Genomic DNA, 15,858 nt, shown 5'->3' with positions numbered 1-15,858 from the left:
CCACCTGTTTCGTACGCGGATACGGGCTGGCACACTGCGCCGGTGACTACGCTCTCCGACGCCTCCGGCACCGGCCGTGCGGTGCCCGATCCGGCGGCCCTGCCCGCGCTGCGGCGCCGCATCACGGCCGTGCTGATCGCGAGCCAGATACTCGGCGGCCTCGCCAACGCCACGGGGATCGCGCTGGCCGCGGTGCTTGCCGCCGAGGTCAGCGGCAGCCAGGCCCTGTCGGGGCTCGCCTCCGCGTCGATGGTGGTCGGGCCCGCGCTCCTCGCGATGCCGCTGGCCGCGCTGATGACCCGGCGCGGCCGCCGCCCCGGCCTGGTGCTCGCCTACCTCCTCGGGGTGGCCGGCGCCGCGGTCGTGGTCACGGGCGCCGTGATCGCCAGCTTCCCGCTGCTGCTGTGCGGCATGGCCGTCTTCGGCGCCGGCTCCCTCGGCAACCTCCAGGCCCGGTACGCCGCCGCCGACCTCGCCGAGCCGGAACGGCGGGCCCGGGCCATCTCCACCGTGGTCTGGGCCACCACGATCGGCGCCGTGCTCGGCCCGAACATAGCCGCGCCCGCCGGCCACAGTGTCACCCGCTTCGGCATACCGGCGGCCGCGGGCCCCTTCGTCTGGGCGGCCGGGGTGTTCCTGCTGTCCGCCGTGCTCGTCGGCGTGCTGCTCCGGCCGGACCCGCTGCTGACCGCCCGCGCGCTGGACGGCGGCGCGGCGCACTCCGCGGCGGCCCGCTCGCTGCGGGCCGGGGTCAGGGCGGTCAGGGAGTCCCCGCGGGCCCGGCTGGCGCTCGTCACCGTCGCCGTGTCGCACACCGCCATGGTGTCGATCATGTCGATGACACCGGTCGCGCTCACCCGTCACGGCGCGGACATCGAGCTGATCGGCCTCGTCATCAGCATCCACATCGCCGGCATGTACGCGTTCTCACCGGTGATGGGCTGGCTCGCCGACCGGCTCGGGCGGCTCTCCGTGATCGGCCTCGCGGCCGGGCTGCTGTGCTGCGCCGCCCTGCTGGCGGGCACGGCGGGCGCGAGCCACGGACAGACCATGGCCGGGCTGTTCCTGCTGGGCCTCGGCTGGTCGGCGGGGCTCGTATCCGGTTCGGCCCTGCTGACCGACTCGGTGCCGGGCCCCGCCCGCGCCGCCGTGCAAGGCCTGTGCGACCTGACCATGAACGTGGCGGCGGGTCTCGGCGGCCTCACGGCGGGCCTGATCGTGGCCCGCGCGGGCTATGGCTGGCTGAACGCGGCGGGCGCCTCGCTGCTGCTGCCGATGGCAGGCCTCGCCCTGTTCACCTCCCGTCGGCACGGGGCGAAGGAACAGAGCCCGGCGGCGCCTACAAGTTGATGTGATAGGCCTTGCGCAGCGTCTCGTGAACCGTCCACGTGGTGCGGTCGCCCTCGCGCAGCACACAGGCATCGCCAGGACCGATCTCCAGCGTGTCACCGCCCTCCACCTCGACGGTGGCGCGCCCGCTGACCACCACGAACAGCTCGTCGGCCTCGGTGTCGGTCACCACGCCCGGCGTGATCTGCCAGATGCCCCGGACCTGCTTCCCGTCCGCCGACTCCCACAGCACCTTCCCGGTCACCTCGGGTGCGCCGGACACGATCTGTTCCGGATCGAGCGGCTCCGGCTCCAGGTCGGCATCGGGGACACGCACGGCGAAGGAAGCGGGCGCGAGGGGGCTCGGGTCGACGGGGGCGGAACCGGCAGGTGCGGCAGAGGCTTGGTCCATGGTGCTCATGGCCGGTCAATCTAGCCACGTCGGGCAGCGGCTTCGACCGACAGTCCGGCCAGGTCCGGGCGCCCTTGCGCGACAGTATGTCCAGCGCGTGCCCTTACCTCGTACACCGTGGATCAAACCGGCCGCGCCGACGCCGAGTTGAGCCGTCGAGGCGCGCGCCCCTGACCCGCCCGCCGCATCGCCCGGACCGTCGTGGCTGAACGTTTACCCGGCCGTCGGGCGTGCCAGGGATGGGACATGCCCTTTGACGACGTACCTGATGAGACCAAGGTGTCGGAAGAAGTACGGACGGCTCTTGACGAGGGCCGCCCGGTCGTCGCTCTGGAGTCGACGATCATCTCGCACGGCCTCCCCCGGCCGCGCAATCTGCTGGTCGCCACCGAACTGGAGCAGGTGGTGCGGGCCCGGGGAGCCGTTCCCGCGACGATCGCCGTACTCGACGGGAAGCCCCGGGTGGGCCTCGACAAGGCCCAGTTGGAGCGGGTGGCCAACGAGGAGATGCGCAAGCTCGGGCACCGCGATCTGCCGATGGCGCTGGCCACCGGGGCGAGCGGCGCGACGACCGTGTCGGCCACCGCGTTCCTGGCCGCGCGGGCGGGCCTGCGCGTCTTCGCGACCGGCGGGCTCGGCGGCGTGCACCGCGAGTGGACCCGGACGCAGGACGAGTCGGCCGACCTGCGGCTCCTCGCCACGACACCGATCGCGGTGGTGTGCGCGGGGGTGAAGTCGATCCTCGATGTACCGGCCACGCTCCAGCGCCTGGAGACGCTCGGCATCTCGGTGGTCGGCTACGGCACGGAACACTTCCCCGGGTTCTACTTGTCCAGTTCGGGCGAGCCGGTCGACTGGACGGTGCGGACGCCCCAGGAAGCGGCGGACGTGCTCCGGGCCCATCGGGCGCTCGCGCTCGACTCGGCGGTGATCGTCGCCAATCCGGTGCCCGAGGCCGAGCAGCTCGACCCCCGGCTGCACGACGAGGTGCTCGCCTCGGGCCTCGCCGCCTGCCACGCCGCGGGCATCACGGGCCAGGCGGTCACGCCCTTCCTCCTCGGCCACCTGGTCCAGCACACGGACGGCGCGTCCCTGGAGGCCAACGTGGCGGCGGTCCGCGGGAACGTCCGGCTCGCGGCGGACATCGCGGCGGCGCTGTGAGCGGTGCCGGGGGCGGCCGCGCGGGCGGCGGGCTCCTCGTCGTCGGCGATGTGGTCACCGACGTGGTCGCCCGCCACCGCGGCCCGCTCGCACCCGCCACGGACACCCCGGCCGACATCCGTACGGTGCCGGGCGGCGCGGGCGCCAACGCTGCCTGCTGGGCGGCTCATTCGGGCTGCCCGGACGTACGACTGCTCGCCCGGGTCGGCCGGGACTCGGCCGCCTGGCACGACCTCCGGCTGCGCCGCTCCGGCGTACGGCCCCTGCTGATCCCGGATGCCGACGCGCCCACCGCGACCGTGATCGCGCTGGTCGACACGGCGACGGCCGAACGCACCTTCCTGACCGACAGCGGCGCCGTCCACCGCATGAACCCCGCCGACTGGTCGCCCGACCTCCTCGACGGCATCGCGCATCTCCACCTCTCGGGCTATCTGCTGTTCGCCGACCAGAGCCGTCAACTGGCGCTCGCAGCACGGGAATCGGCCCGGCAGGCCGGTGTCATCGTGAGCCTGGACCCGGCGTCGACCGGCTTCATCGGGGACCTGGGGGTTGAACGATTCCTGGCGGCGACCGAGGGGGTGGACGTGCTGCTTCCCAATGCGGACGAGGCGGCCTTCCTGACCGGACTGCCCGAACCGGCCGACGCGGCGGCCAAGTTGAGCCGGCAGTTTCCCCTGGTGGCGGTCACGCTGGGCGCGGCCGGTGCGCTGGTGGCCACGGGCGGGGAGGTGGTCGCGAAGGTTGCGGCGCCGAAGGTGGTGGCTCTGGACTCCACGGGCGCGGGCGACGCGTTCACCGGCGCCTTCCTCGCCGCGCGCCTGAGCGGCGCGTCGCCCGCGGAGGCCGCGACGGCGGGGTGCCGGGCGGGGGCGCTGGCGGTGGGAGTGGTGGGAGGGCGGCCGGAGGTGGGGGGCGGGTAGCGATCGCGCGCGATGGGCGACGGACAACGGACAGACGCCGGATATCAGATATCAGAGTCCGTCATCCGCCGGCCGTCGTCCCCCAAGCCGGATGCCGGAAATCGTCCACCCGCACCACCACATCGGCCGCCTCGCCCGGCCCCACCTCCCTCTCGTACCGCTCGAACGCGGGGAGCGTCCAGCGGGCGCTCTCTTCGGTTCGGCGGCGCAGGGCGGGCGCCGACAGACGCAGGTGCACGGTGAGATCGAAGGGGAACCAGCGGCCCAGCAGCATGGGACCGTACAGCACCAACACGCCCGACTCCGGGAGGAGTTGGTAGGGGCTCCGGGTGGCCCGGTCGGTCGCCGGGTCCCACAGGTCGGGCAGCACGCGGCCGGTGCCGCCCGGCTCCAGCGGCCCGAACACCTCGCGCCACAGGGCGCCCGTGTCGAACCAGCCGTCGTAGTACGTGTCCGGGTCCTCACGGCCGAATTCGTAGCGCAGCGACGCGGGCCGCAGGAAGCCCTCGGTGGAGACGGCAAGGACGGACCTGCCGCGCAGCCGAAGCGTTTCCGCGACGCGCCGGCCCAGTTCTTCGGGGCGGGCCGCCGGGGCGCCGTCGATGCCGACGCGCAGCCAGGGACCGCCGTCGGCCGCCTTCAGATCCATGACCCGCTCGGCGAGGGCGTCGGTCAGCCGTTCCCAGGTGATCGCTTCGAATCGCACGTCCCCATCATGCGGGGTGCCGGATCGCGTACGGGCCCGGGACGAGGAGCGGGCCCGGAGGCGTGGCCGGCCCCCGGCGCACCAAAGCACCGAAGCACCGAAGTCCGTCAGCCGCTTTCCGAGAAGGAGAACCTTCCAATCCCCCCTGTTCCACCGGTCGTTGAGCGGGGAATCAGAGAAGGGGGAGGGACGCACCCAGGGACTTGGGGCCATGCGAGGAGGGCCGCCGCATTCTCGTCATACAACCCCGGCGCCACCATCGCTGCGCCGACTGCGACCGCGCGCCGCTCCGGCACATCGTCCTGGAGTCCGGCGCCCCGCTCTGTCTGGACTGCGCGGATCTGGGGCATCTGGTCTTCCTGCCGCGCGGCGACACCGCGCTCACCCGTCGCGCCCGCGCGGGCAGTTCGCTCTCCGCCGTCGTGGTCCGCTTCAACCGACGCCGCCGGCGCTACGAGCGCCAGGGTGTCTTCGTCGAGGAGCCCGCCCTCGCTGCGGCGGAGGCCGCGTGCCTGGCCGACGCGGAGGCCCGGGCCCGGCGGCGGGCCCGGGACGCCCGGCGCCGGGCCGCCGAGGACGTGCGGTTCACCGGGGCGCTGACCGCCGAGATCCTGCGCCTGTTTCCGCGCTGCCCGGCCGAGCGGGCCCGCGACATCGCCGAGCACGCCTCGGTGCGGGGCAGCGGACGGGTGGGCCGCTCTGCGGCGGGCCGGGCGCTGGACGAGTTCGCGGTGACGGCCGCCGTGCGCGCCTCCGTCCGCCATCTGGACACCGAGTACGACGCGCTGCTCATGGCGCGGGTGCCGCACCACCGCGCGCGGGCCCGGGTCGCCGCCGCCATCGACGCCGTGCTGGCCTCATGGGCGGCGGACGGGTCGGACGAGGTAGCCTCCAGGGTCGCGGAAGACCAGCCTCCTCTTATGTAAGAATTCCATTCACTCACAGTTCTTTCGCATAGAACGATTCCCCTACGGCGCTCCGGCAGGGCAGGATGGCTGCGCTCGACCCAAGCCGTCCATCCCCCGCCACCCCGGGCGGGCCCATGCACAAGGCGAGGTAGCAGCCGATGCCGAAGCCGGCCACCGTGGAATCCACCGCACCCGAGCCACTCGCCCCGTCGCTCGACGAAGCCCCGCTGCGCCCGTTCCACCTGCGGGTGACGGCGACGACGTTCGGGGCGAACTTCTCCGACGGCTACGCGCTCGGCATGATCGGCGCCGTCCTCGCCACCCTCACCGACGCCCGGCACCTCTCAGGGGTCTGGCAGGGTCTGCTCGGCGCATCGGCGCTCATCGGCCTCTTCTTCGGCAGCATCGTGCTCGGCCGGGTCGGCGACATCATCGGCCGCCAGAAGCTGTACATCTACAACTTCGTCCTGATCACCATCGCCTCCGCGCTCCAGCTCTGGGCCAGGGATCCGGCACTCCTCTTCACCCTGCGCCTGCTGATCGGCTTCGGGCTCGGTGCGGACTACGCGGTGGGCCCGACGATGCTGTCGGAGTTCGCACCCCGCAGGCTCCGGGGCGTACTGCTCGGCTCCCTCACCGTGATGTGGACCGTCGGTTACGTCATCGCGGGCATCCTCGGCACCTACCTCGGCAAGTCGGAGGACGCCGCCTACCTGCTGCTCGCGTCCGGCGCGGTGCCCGCGCTCCTGGTGCTGCTGCTCCGCATCGGTACGCCCGAGTCGCCGAGCTGGCTGATCAGCCAGGGCCGGGTGGCCGAGGCGCGGGACATCGCCAGGAAGTACCTGAAGGCCGAGCTGGGCCCGGCCGAGGCCGCCCCGGCCGAGCGGGGCTCCAGCACGACCGCCGCGTACCGGGAACTCTTCTCGCCCGGCCAGGCCAGGCGCACCTGGTTCGGCACGGTCTTCTACAGCGCGCAGGTGCTCCCGTACTTCGCGATCTACACCTTCATGCCGACCATCCTGGCCGCACTGCACGTCCCCGACCCCGACCTGCAGAACCTGCTGCTCAACCTCTTCCTGCTCGGCGGCGGCGTCATAGGTCTCTGGTTCCTCCAGAAGACCGGCCGCCGCCCCTTGACGATCGTCACGTTCGGCATCATGACGGCGGCGCTGGCCCTGATGGGTGCCTTCGCCCATGCGTCGACGATCGCCCTCATGGTGCCGTTCCTCGTCTACACCTTTGTGATGGCCGGCGCTTCAAACCTCACCCAGGTGTATCCCGCAGAGCTCTATCCGACTCATCTGCGCGCCACCGGCGTCGGCTTCCTCAACGGCACGAGCCGTATCGCCTCGGCCATCGGCACGTTCATCCTGCCGGTGAGTCTGGAGCACCTCGGCCTGAGCGGCTCGATGTACTGGCTGGCGGCGGTCCTCCTCGTCGGCATGCTGGTGTCGCTGGCATGGGCCCCGGAGACGCGCGAGTCGGTGACGACGTCGGGCGGATGAGGCGCCGGTGGACGCGGGAATGGGTGACCGCATCGAGCAGCCGAGGCCCTCTCAGCGAGCCCACGGACGGCTGACCTCCGCAACTGCCCGGCGCGGCACGGCACTTGGGCCACCCGCGTGGGTATCCCTCCCCCATGACGACTGCGCCGGACCGCCCCCTGCTGCTCCTCGACGTGGACGGCCCCCTCAACCCGTACGGGGCCCGCCTCCCCCAGCTGCGCGGCTACCGCGCCCACCGGCTCCACCCGTCGTGCTGGCTCGCCCGCCAGACCCCGGGTTCCCGACGGCACCGGCGCGGCCTGCGCGTCTACCTCAACCCGGACCACGGCCCCCGGCTGCGTTCCCTGCCGTACGAACTGGCCTGGGCCACCACGTGGATGAACGAGGCGAACGAAATGATCGCCCCCGCCGTCGGCCTGCCGCCGGACCTCCCGTTCATAGCCTGGCCCGAACTCTTCGCGACCGACCCGGACGGTCTGTACTGGAAGACCAGACCGTTGCTGAAGTGGGCGGCGGGCCGCCCGTTCGCCTGGGTCGACGACATGATCACTGATCTGGACGAGACCTACGTGCGCGACAACCACGATTCGCCCGCGCTGATGTGGCGCGTGCATCCACGACGGGGTCTGCGGGAGGCGGACTTCAGAAAACTGACCCAGTGGGCGGCGGCGAACACCTGACGCGAACACATGAGCCCCCCCCACACTGACCCGGTGCGTCCGTTTCTTCCACGGCTTTCCCCACTTCCCCCATTTCCCCAGGTGGCAGGCGCAGTGCCGAGTAGGCTGAATGTTGCGCTCGTGGGGAGAGCCTGAACTTTCCGTGAACAGAGGGCAGTTCGGCCCTGCCCGTGCGGCCCTCCATCCCGTGGGGGGATCTCGTATGCACGAAATGGTCAAGGGTGCCAACGTGGGCCTGGCGGCGCTCAGCGAGAACGCCGGCTCGGTCATCGTCAGCCTGAGCTGGAGCAGCCCGAGCGGCGAAGGCGACGCCGACGTCTCCGTGCTGCTGCTCGGCGCGAACGGCAAGGTGCGGGGCAACGCGGACTTCTACTTCTACAACAACCCGGCCGCCGCCGACGGCACGGTGCAACTCCTCGGCCCGGCTCCGACCGAGAACGGCAGCGAGGACAGAATCCGGCTCGATCTGACGGCGTTTCCCGGTGACGTCGACCGGATCATCATCGCGGCCAGCCGTCATCAGCGAGCACATTTCGGCGAGCTGGAGAACATCCGGCTCGCCCTGACGGACGGCTCCGGCGACGACCTGCTCGGCTTCTCCATAGCGGACGCCGGCGCGGAAAGCGCGTTCGTCTTCGGCGAGATCTACCGGCGCGCGGAAGCCTGGAAGTTCCGGGCCATCGGCCAGGGGTACGACTCCGGTCTGGCCGGACTCGCCACCGACTACGGCATCGAGATCGACGAGGACGACGACAGCGACCAGGACGGCGAGCCGAGCCCCCTCGATGCCCCGGGCGAAGGCGAAAGCGAAGGCAACGCCTCACCCACCGTCGAGACGAGCACCCCGACTCTCCTGTCCGACCGGCCCATTGAGGCTCAGACTGCCCCACGTGCCGACGCGCTCGGCGGAGTGCCCGTGCAGCGCTCCGCCGAGCCCGCCGCGGCCAAGTCTCCCGCCGCCGTGCCCGCACGTCGGCTCCGTACGGCCAAGAAGAAGGTCACGCTGCCGAAGGCACCCAAGAGCTCGCTCGCGGAGAACGAGGCGTGGCGCGCCGCCCGGCTGTTCCCCGCGTCCTCGCTGAAGAGCGACCGGGAACGCGAAATGCGGGCGACGTCCGTGCTGCTCGCCGTGATGACCCAGGTGCCGGAATTCGGGCGCCGCCTCACCGCCGCCTTCGGTGCGCCCGCCGGGCGGATGGAGACGTTCACCGAGGTCTCGCTCCCCAACGGCGACACCCCCAGGCGACCCGACGGTGTCATCCGGGTGGAGCGCGCGGGGAAGCTGTGGACGGCGCTCGTCGAGACCAAGACCAACGGCAACGCTCTGCGCAGCGAGCAGATCCAGGGCTACATGGACATCGCCGCCCGCCGGGGCTACGAAGCGGTCATCACCCTGTCCAACGACGTTGCCCTGGAAGGAAGTTCCCTGGTCGAGGTGAAGACCGACGGGCGACGCAAGCACAAGGTCGCCCTGTGGCATCTGTCCTGGGCCGAGGTCACCCACCAGGCGCAGCTCCTCATCCGGCACGAGGGCGTACGCAACGAGGCGCATGCCTGGCTCCTCCAGGAACTTCTGCACTATCTCCAGCACGAGAACTCCGGCTGCCACGGCTTCCAGAACATGGGCCCGGCATGGGTCCCAGTGCGCAACGGGATCGACGAGGAGACCCTGTCGCCCGGCGATCCACGTACCGTGCAGGTCGTCGAGAGCTGGGAGCGGCTGATCCGCCAGGTCTGTCTGCGGCTCGGCGGTGAGCTCGGCACGAAGGTGGTGCCGGTGCAGCGGGCCAAGCGCGGCACCGACCCGCAGTCGCGGCGGGCGGAACTGGCGGGCCGGCTCTGTGTGGACGGGCAGTTGCACGCGGAGATCCGGGTGGAGGGGGCGCCCGGCATTCTCGCGATCGTCGCCGACCTGCGGATGGGGCGGCTCCGGACCTCCATCGAAGTTCCCGCGCCCGAACAGGGCTACCCGCTCACCTGGGTGAAGAAGCTGATGAAGCAGCTCGGCGAGGCACCGGCCGACCTGCATGTGCAGACGCTCCTGGACGGGGAGACGGTCGGCCCGCGCGGCACCCTGGAGAGGCTGCGCCCCGAGCCCGGGGACCTGCTGCCGAGGGGATCCGAGCGGATCACCGGGTTCCGGCTGACGCTCTCCAAGAGCGTGGGCAGTACGCGCGGCAACGCCGAGACCGGGTTCATCCGCGGTGTCGACGCCGCTGTCGACCTCTTCCATGCCGGTGTGGTCACGCAGTTGGAGCGGCCGCGCCCGGGACAGCGTGCCAAGGCTGCCGAGGCCTCGGCGTGAGGCCGCCCGGTCGTCCTCGTGTCAGCCGCCGAGCCTGGCCGTGAGCGCCCCTACCGGATCCGTGTCCGGGGTGCCGCGCGGCCACCAGTCCTCCCTTCCCGGGTCCGATTCGTAGCCGTACCAGAGCCCGTCGCGGCCGTAGCGGAGCTGGGTGGTGGGGGTGGAGAGGCGGTTGCGGCTGGGGCGGAAGTCCGGGAATCCGGCGGCGCTCAGCGCCGGGCGGGCCCGGTCGAAGGGGCCGGCCGGCGGGTCCCAGGGGGATTCGAGGACGGCGAGCGCCTCGATGCCGCCCTGCCGCCAGGCGGCCACCGCGCGCGCCAGGTCGGTGGGGGTGCGGTCGGTGGCCCGGGTCAGGGAGGTGTAGAGGGCGCGGGTGGCCGAGGTGAGGCCGGAGCCGGGGTGGGCGGCGGCGAGGCGGACCGCGTCCTGCCAGGTGGAGAGGGGGGCGATCGGATCCTCTCCGGTGGCCAGGAGGGTGTGGGCACGGATGGCTGCCTCGGTGGCGAGGAGGTCGAGGGCCAGCGGGTCGGGCCCTCCGTGCACCTCGGGGAAGGCGGGCGGGTGGCCCGGCCGTGGCGGCGTGGGGAACGGCGGCGGCAGGGGCGGAAGCGTACGCGGCTGGACCGCCACGCGGGCCTGGACCGTGGGGAGTTGGGGCAGCGGGGCCGCCCGCTCCACGGCCATGCGGGTGGCGTTGCGCCGGGTGAGCGCGGCGAGCACCTCCTGCTCGCCGCGCCCGCGCATCAGCAGCAGCACGAACGGATCCTCGTCCAGGAGGCGGCCGGCCTGATAGCAGAGCGCCGCCGCGTGCTTGCAGGGGTAGCCGTCGTCGGGGCAGGAGCAGTCGGGGACCAGGTCGCCCGGACCGGGCAGCAACGCCGCCTCGTCGGCCAGCGCGTGCGGCAGGTCCTTGTCGAGCAGCGCGGCGATGTGTGCGGGCTCTCGGGCCGCGGTGTCGAGGAAGTCCTCCCACACCTGGTCGGGCAGGGTGCGCAGGCGCAGCTCCGTACGGTAGGGGCGGGGGCGGGAGCCGTGAACGTAGGCGGTGATGCGGCCCGGCGTGACGGTGATCGCGTCGACGTTTCCGGCTTCGGCGTAGGCGCGGCCGCGCGCCAACCGGGCGGAGTCCAGGGCCAGTTCCTCCAGGGCCTCCACCCAGGCGTCGCCCCACCAGGTGCCGGTCCGCTCCGAGCGGGCGCCGAGCGCGGGGTAGCTGCGGCGGCGGTCGTCGTGGCGCGGGGTGCCGATGGACGGGCGGGGGGTCACGGGGCCCTCCGCAGGGAGATCAGGTCGGCCAGTTCGCGGTCGGTGAGTTCGGTCAGGGCGCTCTCGCCGGAGCCGAGGACGGCGTCGGCCAGCCGGCGTTTCTGTTCCAGCATGTCGGCGATGCGGTCCTCCACCGTGCCCTCCGCGATCAGGCGGTGGACCTGGACGGGCTGGGTCTGGCCGATGCGGTAGGCGCGGTCGGTGGCCTGTTCCTCCACCGCCGGGTTCCACCAGCGGTCGTAGTGGATGACATGGCCGGCGCGGGTGAGGTTGAGGCCGGTGCCCGCCGCCTTGAGGGAGAGGATGAACACGGGGACCTCGCCGCTCTGGAAGGCGTCGACCAGCCGGTCCCGCTCGGCCACCGGCGTTCCTCCGTGGAGCAGTTGGGAGGGCACGCCGCGGGCGGTGAGGTGGCTGGAGAGCAGGCGGGCCATCGCGACGTACTGGGTGAAGACGAGCACCGAGCCGTCCTCGCTGAGGATGGTGTCCACCAGCTCGTCGAGCAGCGCCAGCTTCCCCGAGCGGGACGCCAGGCGCGGGGCCTCCTCCTTCAGGTACTGGGCGGGGTGGTTGCAGATCTGCTTCAGAGCGGTGAGCAGCTTCATGATCTGGGCGCGCCGTGCGATGCCCTCGGAGGCCTCGACGGCCGCCATCACCTCGCGGACCACCGCCTCGTAGAGGGCGGCCTGTTCGCGGGTCAGCGGCACGGGATGGTCGGTCTCCGTCTTCGGAGGCAGTTCGGGCACGATGCCCGGGTCGGATTTCTTCCTCCGCAGGAGGAAGGGGCGGACCAGGCGGGAGAGGCGGGCCGCCGCGTCCTCGTCCTCGCCGTTCTCCACCAGCCGGGCGTGCCGGGCCCGGAACGCCTTGAGGGGGCCGAGCAGCCCCGGCGTCGTCCAGTCGAGCAGCGCCCACAGCTCGGAGAGGTTGTTCTCGACGGGGGTGCCGGTGAGCGCGATCCTGGCCGGGGCCGGGATGGTGCGCAGCGCCTTGGCGGTCGCCGAGAACGGGTTCTTGACGTGTTGCGCCTCGTCGGCGACCACCATGTTCCAGGCGTGGGCGGCCAGTTGGGGCGCGCTGCCGCGCATGGTGCCGTACGTGGTGAGGACGAAGCCGCCCTCGCTGCCCTGGAGGCTGCGGCTGCTGCCGTGGAAGCGGCGCACCGGGACGCCGGGTGCGAACCGGGCGATCTCGCGCTGCCAGTTGCCGAGCAGCGAGGCCGGGCAGACGACCAGGGTGGGCTCGGTGCGGGCCCGGCGCAGGTGCAGGGCGATGACGGTGATGGTCTTGCCGAGCCCCATGTCGTCGGCGAGGCAGCCACCGAGGCCCATCGACGTCATCAGCTCCAGCCAGGCAAGGCCCCGTAGCTGGTAGTCGCGCAGAGTGGCGTCCAGGCCCGGTGGCTGTTCCGCCGTGGCCGGCCCCTCCAGGAGCCGGTTGCGGAGCACGGCGAGCGCCCCGGCCGGGACGGCCTCGACCGTCTCGCCGTCGACCTCGGCGGTGCCGGTGAGCGCGACGGACAGCGCGTCCACCGGGTCGAGCAGCCCCAGGTCGCGCTTTCTGGCCTTGCGGACGAGCTCGGGGTCGGCCACCACCCACTGGTCGCGCAGCCGCACGATCGGGCGGTGGGACTCGACGAGCACGTCCATCTCGGCGTTGCTGAGCGGTTCGCCGCCGAGCGCCAACTGCCAGTTGAACGCGAGGAGTTCCTCGGCGTCGAAGAACGATGTGCCGTCGGTCGCCGAGCCGGGCGCCGGCCGTACGACGGCGGTGGCGCTGAGTGTACGGGCCAGTTCGCGCGGCCAGTGGACGGTGACACCCGCCGCGGCGAGGCGTGCCGAGGCCTCGCCGAGCAGCTCGTACAGCTCGGTCTCGGTGAGCGGCAGGACATCCGGAACACTGCGCTCCAGGAGCAGCCCGAGCGGCGGCCAGACGCGGGCGGCGCGGCGCAGGGCGAGCAGAGCGTCGATCCGGGCGCGCGGCCCGAAGGCATCGACTCCCGTTCGTGCGCTGCCTGTTGACGCCCTGGCCCCGCTCTCGCCCTCGTCGTCCGACCAGAGGCGGGCGGCGTCGACGACCAGGGTCGGGTCGGCGAGGCTGTGCACCTGGACGATCGCCGAGCCCGCGCGCCGGGCCTCGCCCTCCTCTTCGGACGCCGCGTCGAACAGCTCGTACCCGGACAGGTCCAGGCGCAGCGAGACCCGTACGCCCGCGTCCATCCCCGCGGCCGCCTCCGCGGCCCAGGCGCGGGCGGCGGGCAGGTGCTGGGCGGTGGCCGCGGCGAAGGGCGCGCCCGCCGCGTGGGCGGCGGCCGGGGTGCGCGGCAAGGTGTCCGCGACCGCGTCCAGGAAGGCGCGCACCAGGGCCTCCGGCTCGTGCAGCCGGAGAGCGCCCCGGCCGGGGACGGGGACGGCGTACGCCTCGTACGGCATGGCGGCGGCGATGGCGCGCAGCTGGGCGATGTCGTCGGCGTCCAGCGGGCCGGCCCGCCAGGCGTCGTGGTGGGTGGAGGTGAGCCCGGGCAGCAGCCTGCCGCGCGCGACGAGGTGCAGGGCGTGCAGCGCGGCGGCGCCCCAGCAGGCCGCCGCCGGGTGCGCGGCGCGATGACGGCGGGCCCTGACCAGCATCGGAAGGGCTTCGGCGACCGGCACGAGGAGGGCTGCGACCTTGCGGCTGCGGGCTTGCCCGCCGTGACGGCGCACCACGGTCAGCTCGGTCGCCTCCGCCCCGGGCGGTCCCTGGGGCACCGGACCCTGGTCCGGATCCCAGAAGGCGACCTTCCCGTCGCGCGGCAGCCCGGCGGGCAGGAACACGGCGGCCGCCGACACCGCGGGCGACGGGGAGGGCGCGGGCTCCCTCGCGGCCTCGTGCGACGGCGCGGGCTCGCCCGAGGGGTAGGCGCGCCCGCGCTGCTCACGCCAGGCGGACGCGGGCATCCACGAGGCCACCGGCTCCCGCTCCGGGCTTTGCATCGGTGTCGGCCGGTTCATCGCCGGTCACCTCCCTCCGTCCGCACGGTCATGACGCGTCGCGTGGTCCGCGACTGATCTACGACCTTACGGGCGAGGTCTGACAATGGGCCCCACGGCCTCAGCGCACCCCCTCCCACAAGGCACGTTCCTCGCCGCGAAGATCGGACTCGACGCTCGGCACGGTGTCGAAGACCATGGTCGTCCGGGTCTCGCGGTCGTACGGCGCCCAGCCCGGTTCGCCCGTCTTCGCGAAGGCCACCCAGGCGCCGTGCATCGCGTCCGCGAGGGACTGCGGGGGCTTCTCGCCGAGGATCGGTGCATGGGCCGGGTCGTCGAGCCGGTCGAAGACGTAGCCGAGTTCGCAGGCGTGGCAGGCGCCGAGCCGGCCGCCGAGGGCCGGGGAGCGCCGGGCGAACTCGTACACATAGGAGCCGGGCACCGCCTCGGCGACGCGCAGCGCCGGGATCCGGTAGAACCAGTCGGTGGTGACCGCGTCGAACAGCTCGCCGGGCACGGCGTCCGGGCGGCGCTCCGCGTACACGGGCAGCGCCTTGTCCGGGTCGAGGCCGTAGGCCGCCGTCGCGATCCGCAGCTTGGTGTGCGGCAGTACGTCGAGGCGCTCGGTCGGCACCAGGAAGAGGCGGTACTCCTCGCGGTTGCTGCCGGCCAGGAGCTCCACCCCGCAGTCCGCAGCGGGCAGCGGCAGCTCGTCGAGGACGGGCTCGAACGGCATCATGTTGAGCGCCGCCTCGCCCCACAGTGCCGGGTCCGGGCGGGCCCCGATCTCGCCCCGCAGCTCGGCCTGCGCGGGCAGCAGCGTGTCCAGGGGGACGGCGGCGAACTCCTCGGCGCTCGCTTCGATGCCGAGCTTTTCGGCGAGCCTGGCCGTGATCAGGTCGGCCGAGGCGGGCCGCAGGAAGTGGTGGGCGGCGCCGCTCTGCAGGATCGCGCGCCGGAACAGGCCGCGCGCGCGGGGCATCGAGAGCAGCGCGCCGATGCTCATGGCGCCCGCCGACTCGCCGAAGACGGTCACCTGGCCGGGGTCGCCGCCGAAGGCCTCGATGTTGTCGCGGATCCACTCGAGAGCGGCGATCTGGTCGAGCAGCCCGCGGTTGTCCGGCCGCTCGGGCAGCCGCAGGAAGCCGTCGGCGCCGAGCCGGTAGTTGATGCTCACGTACACCACGCCGTCGCGGGCGAAGGCACTGCCGTCGTATGCGGAGCTGGATCCGGAGCCGTTGGCGAAGGCTCCGCCGTGGATCCACACCATCACCGGGAGGCCGCCGGAGGCCGGGTGCGGGGTCCAGATGTTGAGGTTGAGGCAGTCCTCGCCCTGGGGCCCGCCGTCCGGGAGGAGGGCGTCGAAGGGCGGCGCGTAGGGGGCTCGGGGAACGCTCGCTCCACAGGTGAGCGCTTCGCGTACGCCGTCCCAGGGGGCGGCCGGTCCCGGTGCGCGAAAGCGTGCCTCCCCGAAGGGGGGCGCGGCGAACGGGATGCCCAGGAAGGCGGCCACGTCGTCGGCGACGAGCCGGCCTCGTACCGCGCCCTGGTGGGTCGTACGGATGGGTTCCATCAGTTGCGTGCGCCTTCCGACAGGGTTTCGAGCAGTGCCGCGCCGCATTCCTCGGAACGTTCGGCAGGGACCGCATGCCCGGCTCCGGGCACCGCAATCTCTCGTACCCGGCCACCGGCCA

General features: G+C 72.9%; 12 protein-coding genes. 7 read left to right on the top strand and 5 right to left on the bottom strand.

Features of this window, described 5'->3' with window-relative positions:
- Window positions 1-42: 42 nt before the first annotated feature.
- Window positions 43-1,350 (top strand): MFS transporter, encoded by a 1,308-nt coding sequence (locus tag IE206_RS07615; RefSeq protein ID WP_189961231.1) that lies wholly within the window; start codon window positions 43-45, stop codon window positions 1,348-1,350.
- Here the strand turns inward: IE206_RS07615 and IE206_RS07610 are convergent.
- Window positions 1,340-1,741 (bottom strand): cupin domain-containing protein, encoded by a 402-nt coding sequence (locus IE206_RS07610; RefSeq protein WP_189961421.1) that lies wholly within the window; start codon window positions 1,739-1,741, stop codon window positions 1,340-1,342. The two genes, IE206_RS07615 and IE206_RS07610, sit on opposite strands and share 11 nt — an antisense overlap.
- A gap of 246 nt (window positions 1,742-1,987) precedes the next feature.
- On the opposite strand from IE206_RS07610, the gene IE206_RS07605 reads away from it, so the two are divergent.
- Together IE206_RS07605 and IE206_RS07600 are read left to right on the top strand one after the other, a co-directional pair.
- Window positions 1,988-2,902: a pseudouridine-5'-phosphate glycosidase gene (locus IE206_RS07605; protein ID WP_189961230.1), complete on the top strand. Its 915-nt coding sequence runs from the start codon at window positions 1,988-1,990 to the stop codon at window positions 2,900-2,902.
- A complete protein-coding gene (locus IE206_RS07600) occupies window positions 2,899-3,825 on the top strand; it encodes a carbohydrate kinase family protein (RefSeq protein WP_189961229.1) in 927 nt (308 codons plus the stop codon). The genes IE206_RS07605 and IE206_RS07600 overlap by 4 nt, the downstream gene beginning before the upstream one ends.
- A 61-nt stretch (window positions 3,826-3,886) precedes the next feature.
- On the opposite strand, the gene IE206_RS07595 is transcribed toward IE206_RS07600, so the two are convergent.
- Window positions 3,887-4,531, bottom strand: coding sequence for a nucleoside/nucleotide kinase family protein (locus tag IE206_RS07595; RefSeq protein ID WP_189961228.1), 645 nt, complete (start codon window positions 4,529-4,531; stop codon window positions 3,887-3,889).
- 203 nt (window positions 4,532-4,734) lie between these two features.
- Between IE206_RS07595 and IE206_RS07590 the strand changes: the two genes are divergently transcribed.
- The 4 genes from IE206_RS07590 (at window position 4,735) to IE206_RS07575 (ending at window position 9,929) form a co-directional block, all read left to right on the top strand.
- Window positions 4,735-5,457 (top strand): DUF2293 domain-containing protein, encoded by a 723-nt coding sequence (locus tag IE206_RS07590; protein WP_226598761.1) that lies wholly within the window; start codon window positions 4,735-4,737, stop codon window positions 5,455-5,457.
- A 140-nt stretch (window positions 5,458-5,597) separates the two neighbouring features.
- Window positions 5,598-6,944: an MFS transporter gene (locus IE206_RS07585; protein WP_189961227.1), complete on the top strand. Its 1,347-nt coding sequence runs from the start codon at window positions 5,598-5,600 to the stop codon at window positions 6,942-6,944.
- Between the two features lie 134 nt (window positions 6,945-7,078).
- Window positions 7,079-7,624: a hypothetical protein gene (locus IE206_RS07580; protein ID WP_189961226.1), complete on the top strand. Its 546-nt coding sequence runs from the start codon at window positions 7,079-7,081 to the stop codon at window positions 7,622-7,624.
- A gap of 202 nt (window positions 7,625-7,826) precedes the next feature.
- The gene (locus IE206_RS07575) at window positions 7,827-9,929 is read left to right on the top strand and encodes a TerD family protein (RefSeq protein WP_373300881.1); all 2,103 of its coding nucleotides are present in this window, start codon (window positions 7,827-7,829) and stop codon (window positions 9,927-9,929) included.
- Between the two features lie 21 nt (window positions 9,930-9,950).
- On the opposite strand, the gene IE206_RS07570 is transcribed toward IE206_RS07575, so the two are convergent.
- The 3 genes from IE206_RS07570 to IE206_RS07560 form a co-directional block, all read right to left on the bottom strand.
- Entirely contained in the window at window positions 9,951-11,195 is a 1,245-nt protein-coding gene (locus tag IE206_RS07570) for an SWIM zinc finger family protein (protein ID WP_189961225.1), read from the bottom strand.
- The gene (locus IE206_RS07565; RefSeq protein WP_226598762.1) at window positions 11,192-14,185 is read right to left on the bottom strand and encodes an SCO1167/SCO6262 family helicase; all 2,994 of its coding nucleotides are present in this window, start codon (window positions 14,183-14,185) and stop codon (window positions 11,192-11,194) included. The genes IE206_RS07570 and IE206_RS07565 overlap by 4 nt, the downstream gene beginning before the upstream one ends.
- Before the next feature lie 100 nt (window positions 14,186-14,285).
- Window positions 14,286-15,737, bottom strand: a complete 1,452-nt coding sequence (locus IE206_RS07560) for a carboxylesterase/lipase family protein (protein ID WP_189961224.1) — start codon at window positions 15,735-15,737, stop codon at window positions 14,286-14,288.
- Window positions 15,738-15,858 lie beyond the last annotated feature (121 nt).

Origin of the sequence: Streptomyces violascens (genome assembly GCF_014649955.1) — a bacterium.
Taxonomy (GTDB): Bacteria; Actinomycetota; Actinomycetes; order Streptomycetales; family Streptomycetaceae; genus Streptomyces; species Streptomyces violascens.
The sequence above is the reverse complement of the archived record's forward strand: the minus strand, read 5'-3'. Positions and strand labels throughout refer to the sequence as shown.